This is a genomic window from Janthinobacterium sp. (assembly GCF_031995485.1).
In the GTDB taxonomy this organism is placed as follows: domain Bacteria; phylum Pseudomonadota; class Gammaproteobacteria; order Burkholderiales; family Burkholderiaceae_D; genus Janthinobacterium.
On record NZ_DAMAGB010000011.1, the window covers coordinates 52,917 to 67,110 of the forward strand.

Consider the following 14,194-nt stretch of genomic DNA (forward strand, 5'->3'; position numbering starts at 1 on the left):
GCACTGTCAGGTATCTGCGGATACACCCTGCAGTATCAGGTCGATGCCGAACAGAAAATCGGCACAGTCATCATGCGCGCGCATCTGTACCGCCACGCTGCGCACGAACGGGTATTGAGCGGCGTCGAGCGCGGACCAGGCACCGGCCACCGCAGCCAGCACATCGCCCCTGTCGGCGCCGCGCGCACGGGCCGCCTGGGCGTTGGCGGCATTCTGTCCGCCCACGCCGAGAATAAAATTGAGCAAGGCCGACACCGTGGCCCAGTGCTTTTCCGGCGGCACGCCCAGCGCGCGCAGCTGCTGGCCGATGCACTCGATGATGCGCACCATCGTCAACTGCCCTGCCGTCCAGCTGAGCGCGGAACCGATCCACGGATGGGCATCCATGGCGTCAAACAGGGCCAGCGCCACGGCGCGTATGGTCGCTTGCGGCGATGCGCCAGCCATGCCGGGCTCCACAGTACGCGACACTACTGCATCGCAGGCAGCCACCAGCAGATCGTGTTTGTCGGCGATATGGCCGTAGATGGCGCCAGGGCCGGTGGCGAGGCGCTCGGACAGCGCGCGGAAGGTCAGCGCGGCCTCGCCTCCGCTGTCGAGCAACTCGATCGAGGCGGCAATGATGCGCTCACGCGACAGCGCATCGTCGCGGCGGGGACGGCGTGGTGTTTTTTCAGTCATGCCGCATCTTGACACAAATGGAATTCCATTCCAATATATTGGAACAACGTTCCATTCATTGTTCAATCAAAGGAAATAACATGAAAACACCCGTCACCATTATCGGCGCAGGCCTGGGCGGCCTGGTGCTGGCCCGCGTGCTGCATCTGCATGGCATTGCCGCCACCGTCTACGAAGCGGAAGCCTGCGCTACTTCGCGCGCACAGGGCGGCATGCTCGACATTCACGACTACAACGGCCAGCTGGCCTTGCAGGCAGCCGGACTGATGGACGAGTTTCGCGGCCTGATTCTGGAAGGCCGGCAGGCGATGCGCGTGCTGGAGCGCGACGGCGCGGTGCTGTACAGCGAGCCTGACGGCGACGCGGGCGGCCGCCCGGAAGTGATGCGCGGCGAGCTGCGGCAGATGCTGCTCGATTCTTTACCGGCCGGTAGCGTGCAATGGAATCACAAGGTCAGCAAGGTGGAGGCGCTGGGCAATGGCCGTCACGCAGTCGCGTTTGCGCATGGCGCAACCATCGAGACGGCCGTGCTGGTGGGCGCCGACGGCGCATGGTCGCGGGTGCGGCCCCTGCTATCGGCAGCAACACCCGGCTACATCGGCACCTCGTATGTGGAAACGTGGCTGCACGATGCCACGGCGCGGCATCCGGCCAGCGCGCAACTCGTCGGCGGCGGGCAGATGTGCGCGCCGGCGCAGGGCAATTCGATCATGGCGCATCGCGAACGCGGCGAGACCTTGCATGCCTATGTCATGCTGGCCAGGCCGCTGGCATGGTTTGCCGATATCGATTTTACAAACCCGGCAGCGGCCGGCGCGCGTATTGCAAGGCAATTCGATGGCTGGGCGCCGGCATTGAAGGCCCTGATTACTGACAGCGACACCGCGCCGCTATGGCGCCCGCTGTACGCCCTGCCCGTCGAGCACCGCTGGCAGCGGGTGCCCGGCGTCACCCTGCTCGGCGACGCGGCCCACCTTTCCGCGCCGAATGGCGAGGGCGCCAACCTGGCGATGCTCGATGGCGCCGAGCTGGGCCTGGCCCTGGCCGCCCAGCCGGACGATATCGAGGCGGCGCTCGGCCGCTACGAACAGGCCATGTTCGCCCGCAGCACACAGGCAGCCATGGAGGGCGATAAAATGCACAGGCTGCTCACCGGTGAGCATGCGGCTGCGGAACTGATTGCCATGCTCCAGGAGCATGACTGATTTGATGGATAATGGGCCATGGATTACTCACACGCATTCCAACTCTGGAAAATTGAACCGCCGCCCTGGCTAGCACAACTGCTGGCCATTCCTGCCGACCAGGAACTGTGCCTGGGCGGCAGCCGGTTCGCCCTGCCCACGCCCTTCCTCACGCCGCAGGAAGTAGCGAATGCCCACGCCTTGCTGGCCGATTGGGAGATTGCCGGCAAGCTGATCCCGCTTGCCGGCGATTTTCACGATCTGCTGTGTCTCGACGCGGCAACCGCAGGCGCCGACCTCGTGCTGCTGAACGACGCACGCCAGGAGCTGGCGCGCTTTGATGGCTACGACGATCTGCGGCGCTGCCTGCGAACGGCGCAGCCCGGCCCGAATACGGATGGAATGGTCATATCGGCCTGGTTTGATTTCTAGCCAGGCGTTCCGCCGGAACCGGCATCGCCATGAAAACACTCCCACGCGGCGTCTTCGATATCCTCGATGACATTGCCGTCCTCGTCCGTCAGCGTGAACTGCTGCTGGCAGCTGCCCAGGCTGGCAGCGCCGTCCAGGGCCAGCAACAGCGTGTAGACGGTGTCGCGCACCGCCGTGTCAAGGATGGCTGTCAGTTGCCGGGTCTGCTCATGGTCCAGGTCCAGCGCGGCGATCCTGGTGGCCACTTCGCTGCCTGACGCGGGGTTCGTGAAATCCCTGACCAGCCCTGTCCTCAGTTCATCGCAGTGAGCCGCGAATCGTGCGCCATCCATCGCCGGCGTCACTCGAAGGGGTTATCGACCGTCTTGACCTCTGGCGGCGGCAGCTGCTTGGGCAAGTCCTGCTTTTCCAGTTCCGCCACCACGTCAGCCAGTAGTTTCTGCAGCTGCTTTGCCAGCGCCAGTCCTGCCTGGTCGAGGGTCAGGTCGAGGTCGCCGCTGAGACTGACGCGGTCGAGGCGGTTTTCCACGCTGAGCGTGCCGATATTGAGCACATCGCTTTCATTGGCGTACGGGACGAATTTTTTTGCGCACATGGGATGGCCTTATTTGACTTATTTGAACTTCTTGCTGTTAATCTTGGGCAAGCTGAGCATGCGCAGCTTTTGCTGGCGCGTCAGCGACGGTAACAGATTGATGCCGAGCTTGTCTTCCAGTTGGGCGATGCTCAGCACTTCATAGTCCTTGGTGTCGGTGTTGGCGATAAAGTAGGCGGCGCCGGCGCCCTGGCGCGGGCTGTAGACGGCCTTGTACAAATGGCTGGGAACGATCACCCGGCCCACCTTGCGCAAGTTGCCACCGATAAAGGCCGGCCCCGTGATCACATACAGCGCGCCCTCCTTCTTGGCCATCTTGCGCACGGCGCCTTCGATGCCGGCCCACACATAGCGGTTGTTGCGCGCGTCCTGCGGCACCATATTGGCCAGCGTAAAGCTGTCCTGCTGGCTGCGGCGGTCCGGCATGTCGCCGTTCGGCGCCATATGGCCGCGGTCGAAACCGCTGCGCGCATAGTCGGACAGTTCGGCGCGCTGGCTGGCCGGCAGCTGGCGTTCGGCATGGAAGGTGTTTTCGCGCGACAGGTCCTGCGCCGCCTCGATATGGCTGGCCGTCAGGTGCTCGGCCGACCACAAGGGCGTGCGCGTAACGCCGGAATGCATGACGCCAAACACGGTATAGCACAGCTCGGTGGTCGCGACATCGAGCTTGGGATTGGTGATTTCGGGTGGACGGCCGTCGACGTAATGGGCGGGACAGGCGGCGGCCCAGGCCGGGTTTGCGGCCAGCGCTGTCGCCAGCAGGCCGCACGCCAGGCCGAGCCTGGCGATGGTACGTTGCATCATGGTTACCTGATCTGAAATTATTGCAGTCCAGCATTCTAACGGACGCGCATCGCGCCCGACAAATGAGGCGTGCGCGCGCGTGCTTCTCTGCTAAGATTGATCCGATTTGTCCGGTTCACCATTCAGATTGGGAGAGCATATGATCAAGAAAACCTTGCTGCTGATCGCCATCTTCGTTGCCGGCGTACTCGGCTTTGCCACCACCAAGCCCGATACCTTCAGCGTGCAGCGCGAAGTGACCGTCAAGGCTGCGCCGGACAAGGTGGCGGCGCTGGTCACGGACTTCCAGAAATGGCAGCTGTGGTCGCCGTGGGAAAAGCTCGACCCGGACATGCAGCGCACCTACGGCGGCCCGGCCAGCGGCCTGGGCGCGAAATACGTCTGGCACGGCGATGACAAGGTGGGCGCCGGGCGCATGGAAATCATCGAAGCGGCCGCGCCGGAGCGCACCGTGATCCGGCTCGACTTCCTGAAGCCGTTCGAAAGCCACAACACCACCGTGTTTACCCTGACGCCGCAAGGCGACGGCACGAAAGTGAACTGGACCATGACCGGCCCCAGCCCTTATGTCAGCAAGGTAATGAACGTATTTGTCAGCATGGATACCATGATCGGCAAGGATTTCGACAAGGGGCTGGCGAATTTGAAGGAAGTGGCGGAGCAATGATCGGCGATGGTGGTGCCGGATTACGGGCTGCGGCCTAATCCGGCACCACCGTTGGCAACGACCGGCGCGGCGTCAAAACTGCTCGATCCACGCCGCCAGATGATCGGGGCTCAACGCCGGCTCCGCCTGCATCACCCTGCCCTGCAAGCCCTGCTCGCCGCTGGCCACTTGCAGCGACCAGCCGCGCCGCGCCAGCCACAGCAGGCTGGCCAGCCAGAATGCGTGGATATCGGACACCGGCATGCCGGTCGGTGTTTCCAGGAATTCCGTCAGTTGCCGGCTGTCGAGAAACAGCACGGTGCCGCCCACGCTGCGGATCGTTGCACCAAACACGGGCAGCAGCAGGTCGAGCGTCTGCTCCACGCCGCGGCCCGGATGGGCCAGTTCCAGCGCATCGAGATGGCGCCGCACATCGGCGCCGAACGCCGTGCTGCGAAACGCTTCCGAGGCGACCAGGTCGGCATGGTCCATCAGCAGCCAGTCCGGCTCGGGCGGCGTCACGCCTGCCGTCAGCGCGGCCGACAGATACGCCTCCACCGGCAACTGCTGCTCCGGCCCGGCCAGGCTGGCGCACAGGCTGTACAGGCTGCCGATGCGGTTGGCGACCGCCTGCCGCTGGCGCACCAGCAGTTTTTCGCGCAGCAGCTGGGCATGCTCATTTTGCAGCTGGGCCAGCGCCAGCGCCTGTTTCAGCTCCATGCGCAGCGCCGCGATATCCCACGGCTTCTGGATATAGCGGTGGATCTGGCCCTGGTTGACGGCCTCCACCGTATGCTCGATCTCGGAATAGGCGGTGGTCAGGATGCGCACGATATGCGGATGGCGGTCCCAGGCATATGACAGCAATTCATTGCCATACGCACCAGGCATGCGCTGGTCCGACACCAGCACGGCGATGGTGCCGGCGTGCGCGTCGAGAATGCGCTTGCCCTCCTCGACCGACATGGCGGTCAGCACCCGGGCCAGCGGCGAGATGGCGCGCTGGAAATACTTGAGGGCGTTGGCTTCATCATCGACGTACAGTATCGTCGGCAGCGGCTGGGCCGGCGCGCGGGGGACCGGCGCAGGCAGATGGGCGTCAATCATGCTCGTTCCTTCTATAAACTGGAAAATTCAGGTTGACGGTGGTGGTACTGCCATGGTCGGTGGTGATGGCTATGGTACCGCCGAATGACTGCATCATGCGCTTGCAGAAAATCAGGCTCCAGCCCTGGTCGTCCTGCCGTTCGGCAATGCCGGCACAGGCGTCGAGCGGATCGTGCAGCAGGCGATCCGCCAGTTCCGGCGCCAGGCCGCCATTGTTGCTGACACTGATGCGCCCCTCGCTGGCGCACAACACAATGGCCGGGTGTGCCTGCTGCCGCACCGCGCGCAAGGCATGGCCCAGCACCAACGACAGGATCAGCGAGACGCAATGGGGCGACTCGGCGATCACAAAATCCCCGTCGCCGTCCACGGTGATGCAGGCGCGCTGGCGCGCGGTCAGGGGATAACTGTCGAGCAGGCCCGCCAGCAGCCGGCGCGCGCTGCCGGCGCCGTGGCGCGCGCGCTGCAGGTCCGCGCCGTTCGAGGCCAGGCGCACCGTGTCGACAAAGCTGGCCAGCACCGCCAGGCAATAGCGGGCATTGTCGTGCATCAGCGCCGCCGCTTCGCCGATTTCGGCGGCGTTGCCTTCCAGGGACATGGTACGCTTTTCGATGCCGCGCGCAAAATTGGCGATCGCCGCCAGCGGCGTATTGAGTTCATGCGCCAGGAACGCCAGCGATTCGTCGATCGCCAGCAAGCCCTGGCGGCGCGCCGCGCGTTCGCGCCCGGCCTGCACCGCCAGGGCCAGGGCACGCAGCAGTTCTGCCGTATCGAGCGGTTTTTCCAACAGGCGGAACAGCGAGCCGGCGTTGATCAATTCCAGCAGCACCTGCTTGTCCGCGTACGCCGTGGCCAGCATGCAGACGATATGCGGATGGCGCTGCCCCGTTTCCTGCAGCAGTTCGCTGCCCAGCCTGCCCGGCATGCGGTAGTCGGTGACCAGTACATCGATCCGTTCGCCCGCCTCGTCGAGCAGGGCCAGCGCCGCATCGACGCCCGTACTGGTCAGCACATGGTAGCGCGCACCGGCCACATGGGCGAAATACTTGCACGCCAGTTCTTCATCGTCCACATACAGCACCGTGGCGCGGCCATCGCTGTCCATCAATGGCCCTCCCAATCCGAGCGCTGCAAATCGAAATTCATGCTGGCCCATGCGCCAAACACGCTCTCGGCCGACAGCGTGCCGCCATGACGCTTGATCACGCCATAGCTGATGCTCAGGCCCCGGCCCAGCCCCTGCCCCACTTCGCGCGTGGTAAAGAAGGGCTCGAACACGCGGGCCAGGTTTTCCGGTTCGATGCCGGGACCATTGTCGCGCACGCTGACATGCAGCCGGTCGTCCTGCCAGCGCGCTGCGACGCGGATCTCGAACGGTGGCGCGTTGCCTTTGCGCATGGACAGCACGGCATTGCCCAGCAAATTGATCAGCACGCCGACGATGGCGGCCTCGTCGCCGCGCACATAGCTGTGATCAGGCAAAGTCTGGCTGATATCGACGTTCTTGGTTTCATGGCCGACCAGCCGGATCGCCGATTCCAGCGCGCGCTGGAAGTTGAAGTGGCCCTGTTCCAGCTGGTCGCCACTCTTGCGGTAGGCAAACGTCTTCAGGTCCGACACGATGTGCTGCACGCGCAGCATGCCCTGCTTGGCGTCGGTCAGGCATTCGCTGATCATGGGGCTCTGGCGGGCGGCAGGCTCTTCCATGGCCACGTCGATTGCCATCATGCAGAAATTGACGGGGTTGTTCACTTCATGCAGCAGTCCGGCGGCCAGCGTGCCGATCGCCGCCATCTTTTCCTGCTGCAGCATCTGCCCCTTGATATCGGCCAGGTTCTTGTTGGTTTCTTCCAGCTGCAGGTTTTTCTGCGCCACTTCGGCCTTCAGCTGAAACAGCATGAAGCGCGCCCGTTCGTTAAAGTAGGTAAACACGGCGCTGATGCTGGCCGACATGATCAAAAACAGGCAGTTGACGACAAACGCCGGCGACAGCGCCGTGCCGCCGGCATGCCAGACGCAGGCGACCACGTACAGCAGGCACGAGATGACGCCGAACACCATGTTCTGCCACAGCCCGAAAGCGAGCGCAATGCCCGAGGAATAGATGGCCAGCGTCATGCCCACGTAATAGATCGAGGCCTCGCCTTCGGTCACCGCGATCATCCAGGCGATCATCAGCTGCGGCAGCAGCAGCCAGACAAAGGTGACCCAGGCGATGCGCTCCTGCGCCCAGCGCGTGCGCATGGCCAGCACCACGCAGAAAATCAGCACCGCCACCAGCACGCGCGCGCCTGCAAACGGCGCCTGCATGGCAGGATACAGGGCCGAATCCAGCGCCATGCCCAGCAGGATCAGCGCGATGCCGGTACAGGCGCCGCCACGGCTGAATTCGAGCCGGAAATCGCGCAGCACGGCCGCGTAGCCTGCATGCAGGCCCGGTTTGTCCATTAAAATTCATCCTTCAAAGCAAACTCACTTCCGCAAATACATTGACGCCGGTGGCGTCGAGATAGATATCGCGCGCGACGGCAAATTCGGGCAACAGGGCCGACAGGCTCGCTTCATTGCGGTAGATCAGATGCCATTCCAGCAAATGCTCCATGCCGAACTTGCCAGGATTGTTTTCATGCACATTGGTGACCAGCAAGCGTCCGCCCGGCCGCACGCGCGCAGCGAAGTGCAGCAGCAGGCGCGCGCAGACCTTGTCGGACAGGTAATCAAACAGGCCGGCGCAATACACCACGTCGAACTCGCCTCCCGCATGGGCGCGCCTTGCGCCATGGCGGCGCTTGAGCAGGTTGTGCACCGAATCCTGTACATAATCGATCTGCACGCTGCGATCGTTGCGCTGCATGATGCTGGAGAGGCGCGCGCGTGTCCAGTCCAGCGTTTCGCCGCTGAAGTCGAGCAGCTCGAACGCCAGCCACTGGGCGTCCGGGCAGGTTTCAAGAAAACGCTGCACCTCGATGGCCGGTCCGCAACCGACGTTCAGCACGCGGAACACGCGCCCGGCCGCGCGCGCCTCGGCTGCTTTCCGCACCAGGAACTGCGTCAGGATATCGATGCGGTTGCGGTGCGCCGTCGCGACTGCCGCCTGCAGGAATGCCGCGTTGACGATCTGGAAGTAGGTGCTGGGCCCCTGGCGCGGATCGTCGAGCAGCTGGTTGACCATCTGGTAGTCGCCGGCGTAGCCGAGCGGCTTGGTAAAGGTGCGAAACACGAAGGGCGCGCGCAGGATCAGGGGATGCAGCGCGGACTGGGCAAATGCGCGGTGCGCCGGTGCCTGCTCCTCGGCCACCTGCGAGGCCGCGCTTTCCAGCTGGCGCAAATAATGCTGGGTTTGCTCCATCAGCGGCTGCGCCAGTTCATCGAAAATATCGGCGCGCAGGCGGCCGTTTTCCTTGGGCAGCGTGTCCGACAGATCGACCTGCTCGACCCAGCGCGCCACCTCCGACAGAAAGGCGCGCATTTCATTGACCACGATCTGGTAGTCGCGGTCGATGCGAAAGCGCTCGCCCCAGCCGGCGACAAAGGCCGCCGCTTCCCGGCCGACGGCGCCCTTGATCACCACCACGTCGCTCAGTTCGCGCCATTCATCGATCAGGGTGGCCGAAACGATGGCGGTCAGGCCCGTGTTGACGCTGCTGATCACCACCGCCTTGCCGACATAGGCGTTCTTGGCGCCCATGCGCACGGTCAGCTCGGCGAGCACCTCGCTGACCTGGATGATCGAATACGGATTGTAGATTTCCATCACCAGCGAATTGCGCTGCAGATTGAAAATCGTGCCCCGGACCACTTCGCCCTGGGTATTGCGGAAACTGACGACTGGATCGATTTGCGATTGTGAATACACGGTTGAACAGTATCTGGTGGTTGGTTTCCGGGCGCCGCATGAGCGAACTGGCCTGCCGCATGCTCATCTCTGCAGGTGCTCTTGTCGAGTGTACACCGGATGCTGCCGGACGGGCAATTGTTCGCTATGGAACCTATTTATGCCGTGACAGACATCAGCCGGCCACGAACAGGCCCAGCGCCTGGCGCAGCAATTGCGGCGTCTGCCCGGTCCAGCGCTTGAACGAGCGGCGGAAGTTGGTGGCGTCGTGAAAACCCAGATAGTCGGCCACGGCGTCGTTGTCATAGCCATGCGCCTGGAACAGATAGATGGCCTTGTGCGCGCGTACCTGGTCGAGCTCGGCCTGGAAATGCGTGCCATGGCGCGCCAGGTGGCGCTTTAGGGTGGCCGGGCTGACGCCGAAATCGTGCGCCGTGCGTTCCAGCGTCGGCGCGCTGCGCAGTTCGCGCAGCAGGTAGTCGTACAGGCCGCCCAGCAGGCCCGGCGCCGGCGCCGCTTCCAGGCTGGCGGCGCGCTGCGCCAGCGCGGCGGCTGTCGCGTTGCCACGCGGCCAGGGCCGGTCCAGCCAGGCAATGTCGATCAGCATGGCGTCAAGCTGGCAGTCGAAGCGCAGGTCCTGCCCCAGATGCACCTCGTGCTGCTCCACATGGCGCGGCCGCGCACGGTTAAAGCAATAGCGCCACGGCAGGTGTGCGCCGGCCAGCCAGCGGCACATGGCGCTCAAGGCCGTCATGTGCATCTCGACCAGGAATGGCAGCTGGCTGGGCGCGCCGAACGCATCGGTCCAGTACAGCACGTGCAGTGCCCCCGCCTGGCGCAGGCGCGGCTGCAGCAATGGACACAGCCGCGTATGGCTGGTGCACAGCACCTCCAGTGCCTGGCGCAGGTTCTGCGCCTGCAGCAGCGCATGGCTGACGGCGCCATAATGACCGGGCAACAATTGCTGCCCAAGCATAAAGCTGGTGTCGGGACTGTCCAGGCTGCGCGCCACATTGGCCAGCAGCTGCAGGTATTGCGTGGCCGACAGCAGGCTGTCGTCAAACGGCCCGTCGGCGCTCTCCAGCCCTGTGCCGCGCAGCAATGGCGCGGCCGCTGCCTCGCGCGAGCGCGCATAGCCCAGCACCAGCGCCGGCTGATGCCGTGCCGCAATACTGGCGTCGCTGGCCTGGCTCAGCTTCACCGCGCAGCTCAAGCGGGCGCCGCGCCGTACGTGGCGGGCGTTTCCACCGCGCGGCTCAGTTCGGCCAGCACCACTTCGGGCACGCCGTCGGTCATCGAACATGCATGGCGCAAGCTCAGCCGAACTTCGCCATCCCTGGCGAAATGGCGCATCTGCCCGACCATGTAGCACAGGTGGCGCGCCACCGACACGGCATCGGCGCGCGCCACGCCCGGCATCAGCACGGCAAAGCGGTCGCCCGCATAGCGGCACAGCAGGTCGTCGTTGCGCAAGTTCAACAGCAGCATATGGCCGACCGCCTGCAGCACGCGGTCGCCCTCGGCATGGCCATGTTCGCGGTTAATCAGGTGGAATTTGTCGATATCGAGCAGCACCAGCGCGCAGTCGACGCCGGGCCGGCGCTCCTGTTCCAGCCGCAGCTGGGTGCGCAGATAGCTGGCGTCGGCCAGCTGCGTGATGCGGTCGAAGGCGCGGTGGTCGCGAAACAGCCGTTCGCGCTTTTGCAGGTGTTCGTTCAGGCGGAACTGCTCGTGGCGCCAGTAATACATGCCGGCAGTGACCAGCAGCATGCCGAACGGAATCAGCGCTTCGAGCCAGTTGTCCCACAGCTGCTGCTTGTCGACGGCAAAGAATTCATCGAGACAATCGGCCCACGAGCCCAGCATGATGGCGCACAGGCCGCCGGCCAGCAGGCGCGTGACCAGCCCGCGCGGGCGGCTGCTGAGGGTGAACAACAACCACACGCCGGCCATCACGGCAGTGCCGCCTTCGCAGACGATGTCCATCCACTTCCAGGCGTGCAGTGGCTTGGGCACGCCCAGGGTCGCATACAGCAGGAAGAAGACGGGCAGCGCCAGCGCGGCGGCGAGCAGACTGTTGCGGTGCAATTGCAGCATGGATAGACCTTTACAAAGAGTGCAGCCACAATACCGGCCGGCCATGACAGGGCGATGACATGGAGGTGGCATTGCCGGAGCAGGTGCAAACGGCTCACGGCGATCGTCATACACCTTGCAAAAGCACCATTCCTTTCGCGCAGCCCCGGCCGTGCCGGGTCATTTCGGCTCAAGCGAAGGCAAAACCGGCCAATTGCACGCGTGTGCGGCGGTGCCTGTCATGGATCGGTCATATTTGCTGCCTAGAATCCGCCCGGTTCCTTACTCCTGCCGAGCCTGCCATGACCAACAACAACGCCGTTACCCACTATTCTTCCCTGCGCCTGACCGCCCTGTCGCTGGCCGTGCTGGCCGCCTGCTCCAGCCAGGCCATTGCGCAAACCGAACTGCCCGACAATGCCAGCGTGGAAATCAAGGGCCAGCGCTCCAGCCTGCGCAATGCGATCGCCGCCCAGGAAAAAGCCGACAATATCGTCAGCGTCATCAGCAGCGACGATATCGGCGGCCTGCCCGACAAGAACGCGGCCGAAGCGCTGGCCCGGCTGCCCGGCGTGTCGGTGCAGCGCGACCAGGGCGAAGGCCGTTATATCACCGTGCGCGGCCTGGGTCCGGACCTGAACGCCGTCACCATCAATGGCGCACTGGTGCCGTCGCCGGAAGCGGGCCGGCGCGCGGTGGCGCTCGATATCCTTCCGGCCGGCCTGATCCGCACGCTGGAAGTCTCCAAAACCCTGCTGCCGGAAATGGATGCCAATTCGCTGGGCGCCACGATTGAAGTGAAATCGCTGTCGGCGTTTGACGTGCCGGGCACGGTGTTGTCGGCAAACGTCGCCGCCAGCCACGACGAAAAGACGGGCAAGACCAGCCCCAGCGGAGGCGCGCTGTGGGCACAGCGTTTTCTCGATGGCAAGCTTGGCGTGGCGGCCGGCGTCAGCGCGGAAAAACGCTCGTTCGGCTCGGACGACGTGGAAACGGGCGGCGCCTGGACCAACGGCCGCCTGAGCGGGCTGGAACTGCGCGACTACCTGCCGGTGAGAAAGCGCGGCGCGCTGGCGCTCAATCTCGATTACCGCCCCGAGGCCGGCAACAGCTGGTTTTTGCGCTCGTTCCTGAGCGAATTTTCCGACAATGAAGTGCGCGACCGCCTGACCATCAGCAATATCGCCGGCGGCAGCCTGGCCGAAGGCGAAACGGGCACCGCGCGCGCCGAACGCCGCATCCGCCAGCGCAAGTACACGCAGCAGGTGCGCTCGCTGGTACTGGGCACGCAGCAAACCTCGGGCGACTGGACGCTCGACCTCAAGGGCGGCGCCAGCCGCGCCACCGAAGACACGCCGGAGTCGCTGAACGACGGGCGCTTCCGCGGTACCGGCAATTTCACGGGCATCGGTTTTACGGATACAAAAGAGCCACTCCTGAGCGGCCCGGCCTCGCTGTACGATCCGGCCAGCTATGCGCTGAACGCGATTACGCTGCAGCAGCGCTACTCGAAAGACCATGAACACCACGCGCGCATTGATCTCACCCGCAAGTTCGATAGCGCCACCCTGAAATTCGGCGCCAAGGCCAGCCGCCGCGAGAAGACCAATGACACCAATCAGTGGGCCTACAACAGCAGCAAGGCGACCAGCGGCAACTACTGGGGCGCGGGCGCGACGTCCATGAGCGCTTTCGCACAGGCACGCAATCTCGACTACGACCTGGGTACGATCGGCGTGGCGCTCGACCCGGCCCTTATCCGCGCCCGCGTGGCGGGCCTGGACCGTGACAAGGCGCGCCTGGCCACCGAGTCCGTCATCAACGATTACCGCATGCACGAAGACATCAATTCCATGTACGTGCAGAACAGCTGGGATGTCGATGCCTGGCATGTGCTGGGCGGCGTGCGCGCCGAGCGCACCAGCTTCGAGGCTGCCGGCTCGCAGGTCGACAGCACGGGCGCGGCCACGCCGCTGGCGCGCGAGCGTTCGTACACCAACTGGCTGCCGAACCTGCAGACGCGCTACGACCTGGACGGCAAAACCAGCGTGCGCGCGGCCTGGACCCAGGCCGTGGTGCGCGCCAACTTCAGTCAATTGGCGCCCGGCGTGAGCCTGGCCAGCAATACGGAAGCGGTGATCGGCAATCCGGACCTGAAACCCTTGAAAGCCAATAACCTCGATCTCGGCATCGAGCGCGTGCTGGGCAACGACGGCGTGATGTCGGCCTACGGCTTCTACAAGGACATCAAGAACTTTACCTATACCACCAACCTGGCCGGCACCGGCCAGTGGGCCGGCTATACCAGCGCCACCTCGTATGCGAATGGCGACGCGGCCAAGGTGAAAGGCATCGAGCTGGCGTACATGCAGCCGCTACGCATGCTGCCCGCGCCGTTCAACCAGTTTTTGCTGGGTGTGAACGGCACCTTGACCACTTCGTCGGCGCAGATCGGCCGCTACGACAAGGCGGCCGGCCGCCAGCTCGGGCGCACGATACGCCTGCCGGGCCAGTCGAAACAGGTAATGAATATCATGCTCGGCTATGAAACGGGACCGCTCAGCGCGCGCCTGGCGCTCAACTACAAATCGCCTTACCTGCTGGAAATGGGCGGCGATATCCTGCAGCAAAGCCAGGACCATATTGTCGACAGCCAGAAGCAGCTTGATTTTTCGCTGTCGTACCAGCTGACCAAGCAGCTCCAGCTGACGTTCGAAGCGGCGAATCTGAACAACGAGAAATACTATGTCTACCAGGGCACGAAGCAATTCAACGTACAGAACGAACAATACGGCCGCACCTGGAAGCTGAGCCTGAAAGCGAGCGCATTTTAA

The 14,194-nt window shown here is 64.2% G+C and carries 14 protein-coding genes; 4 read left to right on the plus strand and 10 right to left on the minus strand.

Annotated features, from left to right (window positions below; genetic code table 11):
• Window positions 1-6: 6 nt before the first annotated feature.
• Window positions 7-681, minus strand: a complete 675-nt coding sequence (locus RTQ46_RS09655) for a TetR/AcrR family transcriptional regulator (RefSeq protein WP_312436186.1) — start codon at window positions 679-681, stop codon at window positions 7-9.
• Between the two features lie 80 nt (window positions 682-761).
• On the opposite strand from RTQ46_RS09655, the gene RTQ46_RS09660 reads away from it, so the two are divergent.
• The gene (locus RTQ46_RS09660) at window positions 762-1,886 is read left to right on the plus strand and encodes an NAD(P)/FAD-dependent oxidoreductase (protein WP_312436187.1); all 1,125 of its coding nucleotides are present in this window, start codon (window positions 762-764) and stop codon (window positions 1,884-1,886) included.
• 18 nt (window positions 1,887-1,904) lie between these two features.
• Window positions 1,905-2,297 (plus strand): hypothetical protein, encoded by a 393-nt coding sequence (locus RTQ46_RS09665; protein WP_312436188.1) that lies wholly within the window; start codon window positions 1,905-1,907, stop codon window positions 2,295-2,297.
• Here the strand turns inward: RTQ46_RS09665 and RTQ46_RS09670 are convergent.
• The 3 genes from RTQ46_RS09670 to RTQ46_RS09680 form a co-directional block, all read right to left on the minus strand.
• Window positions 2,294-2,542 carry a hypothetical protein gene (locus RTQ46_RS09670; protein WP_312436189.1) on the minus strand — a complete coding sequence of 83 codons (249 nt, stop codon included), beginning with the start codon at window positions 2,540-2,542 and terminating at the stop codon, window positions 2,294-2,296. The genes RTQ46_RS09665 and RTQ46_RS09670 overlap by 4 nt on opposite strands.
• A 95-nt stretch (window positions 2,543-2,637) precedes the next feature.
• A complete protein-coding gene (locus RTQ46_RS09675; protein WP_312436191.1) occupies window positions 2,638-2,892 on the minus strand; it encodes a hypothetical protein in 255 nt (84 codons plus the stop codon).
• 18 nt (window positions 2,893-2,910) lie between these two features.
• Window positions 2,911-3,696, minus strand: a complete 786-nt coding sequence (locus RTQ46_RS09680) for a DNA/RNA non-specific endonuclease (protein WP_312436193.1) — start codon at window positions 3,694-3,696, stop codon at window positions 2,911-2,913.
• A 139-nt stretch (window positions 3,697-3,835) separates the two neighbouring features.
• On the opposite strand from RTQ46_RS09680, the gene RTQ46_RS09685 reads away from it, so the two are divergent.
• On the plus strand, window positions 3,836-4,363 hold the full coding sequence (locus RTQ46_RS09685; protein WP_312436194.1) for an SRPBCC family protein: 528 nt from the start codon (window positions 3,836-3,838) through the stop codon (window positions 4,361-4,363).
• A gap of 72 nt (window positions 4,364-4,435) precedes the next feature.
• Here the strand turns inward: RTQ46_RS09685 and RTQ46_RS09690 are convergent, their stop codons facing one another.
• From RTQ46_RS09690 to RTQ46_RS09715, 6 genes are all read right to left on the minus strand, one after another.
• Entirely contained in the window at window positions 4,436-5,449 is a 1,014-nt protein-coding gene (locus RTQ46_RS09690) for a response regulator (protein WP_312436196.1), read from the minus strand.
• On the minus strand, window positions 5,442-6,554 hold the full coding sequence (locus RTQ46_RS09695; protein WP_312436197.1) for a response regulator: 1,113 nt from the start codon (window positions 6,552-6,554) through the stop codon (window positions 5,442-5,444). The genes RTQ46_RS09690 and RTQ46_RS09695 overlap by 8 nt, the downstream gene beginning before the upstream one ends.
• Complete coding sequence (locus RTQ46_RS09700) at window positions 6,554-7,897, minus strand: HAMP domain-containing sensor histidine kinase (protein ID WP_312436199.1); 1,344 nt, start codon at window positions 7,895-7,897, stop codon at window positions 6,554-6,556. Before RTQ46_RS09700 ends, RTQ46_RS09695 begins: the two co-directional genes overlap by 1 nt.
• Window positions 7,898-7,910: 13 nt before the next feature.
• Window positions 7,911-9,305 carry a class I SAM-dependent methyltransferase gene (locus RTQ46_RS09705; protein ID WP_312436201.1) on the minus strand — a complete coding sequence of 465 codons (1,395 nt, stop codon included), beginning with the start codon at window positions 9,303-9,305 and terminating at the stop codon, window positions 7,911-7,913.
• 154 nt (window positions 9,306-9,459) lie between these two features.
• Entirely contained in the window at window positions 9,460-10,485 is a 1,026-nt protein-coding gene (locus RTQ46_RS09710) for an AraC family transcriptional regulator ligand-binding domain-containing protein (RefSeq protein WP_312436202.1), read from the minus strand.
• An 8-nt stretch (window positions 10,486-10,493) separates the two neighbouring features.
• Window positions 10,494-11,381 (minus strand): GGDEF domain-containing protein, encoded by an 888-nt coding sequence (locus RTQ46_RS09715; protein ID WP_312436203.1) that lies wholly within the window; start codon window positions 11,379-11,381, stop codon window positions 10,494-10,496.
• Window positions 11,382-11,662: 281 nt separating this feature from the next.
• Here RTQ46_RS09715 and RTQ46_RS09720 point away from each other — a divergent pair, with 281 nt between their 5' ends.
• A complete protein-coding gene (locus RTQ46_RS09720) occupies window positions 11,663-14,194 on the plus strand; it encodes a TonB-dependent receptor (protein WP_312436205.1) in 2,532 nt (843 codons plus the stop codon).

Excerpts from the sequence above, each read along its gene's own strand:
- RTQ46_RS09695 (WP_312436197.1), bottom strand. The coding sequence starts at position 6,554 with ATGGACAGCGATGGCCGCGCCACGGTGCTGTATGTGGACGATGAAGAA.
- RTQ46_RS09715 (WP_312436203.1), bottom strand. The coding sequence starts at position 11,381 with ATGCTGCAATTGCACCGCAACAGTCTGCTCGCCGCCGCGCTGGCGCTG.
- RTQ46_RS09690 (WP_312436196.1), bottom strand. The coding sequence starts at position 5,449 with ATGATTGACGCCCATCTGCCTGCGCCGGTCCCCCGCGCGCCGGCCCAG.
- RTQ46_RS09655 (WP_312436186.1), bottom strand. The coding sequence starts at position 681 with ATGACTGAAAAAACACCACGCCGTCCCCGCCGCGACGATGCGCTGTCG.
- RTQ46_RS09660 (WP_312436187.1), top strand. The coding sequence starts at position 762 with ATGAAAACACCCGTCACCATTATCGGCGCAGGCCTGGGCGGCCTGGTG.
- RTQ46_RS09675 (WP_312436191.1), bottom strand. The coding sequence starts at position 2,892 with ATGTGCGCAAAAAAATTCGTCCCGTACGCCAATGAAAGCGATGTGCTC.
- RTQ46_RS09685 (WP_312436194.1), top strand. The coding sequence starts at position 3,836 with ATGATCAAGAAAACCTTGCTGCTGATCGCCATCTTCGTTGCCGGCGTA.
- RTQ46_RS09700 (WP_312436199.1), bottom strand. The coding sequence starts at position 7,897 with ATGGACAAACCGGGCCTGCATGCAGGCTACGCGGCCGTGCTGCGCGAT.
- RTQ46_RS09680 (WP_312436193.1), bottom strand. The coding sequence starts at position 3,696 with ATGATGCAACGTACCATCGCCAGGCTCGGCCTGGCGTGCGGCCTGCTG.
- RTQ46_RS09720 (WP_312436205.1), top strand. The coding sequence starts at position 11,663 with ATGACCAACAACAACGCCGTTACCCACTATTCTTCCCTGCGCCTGACC.
- RTQ46_RS09665 (WP_312436188.1), top strand. The coding sequence starts at position 1,905 with ATGGATTACTCACACGCATTCCAACTCTGGAAAATTGAACCGCCGCCC.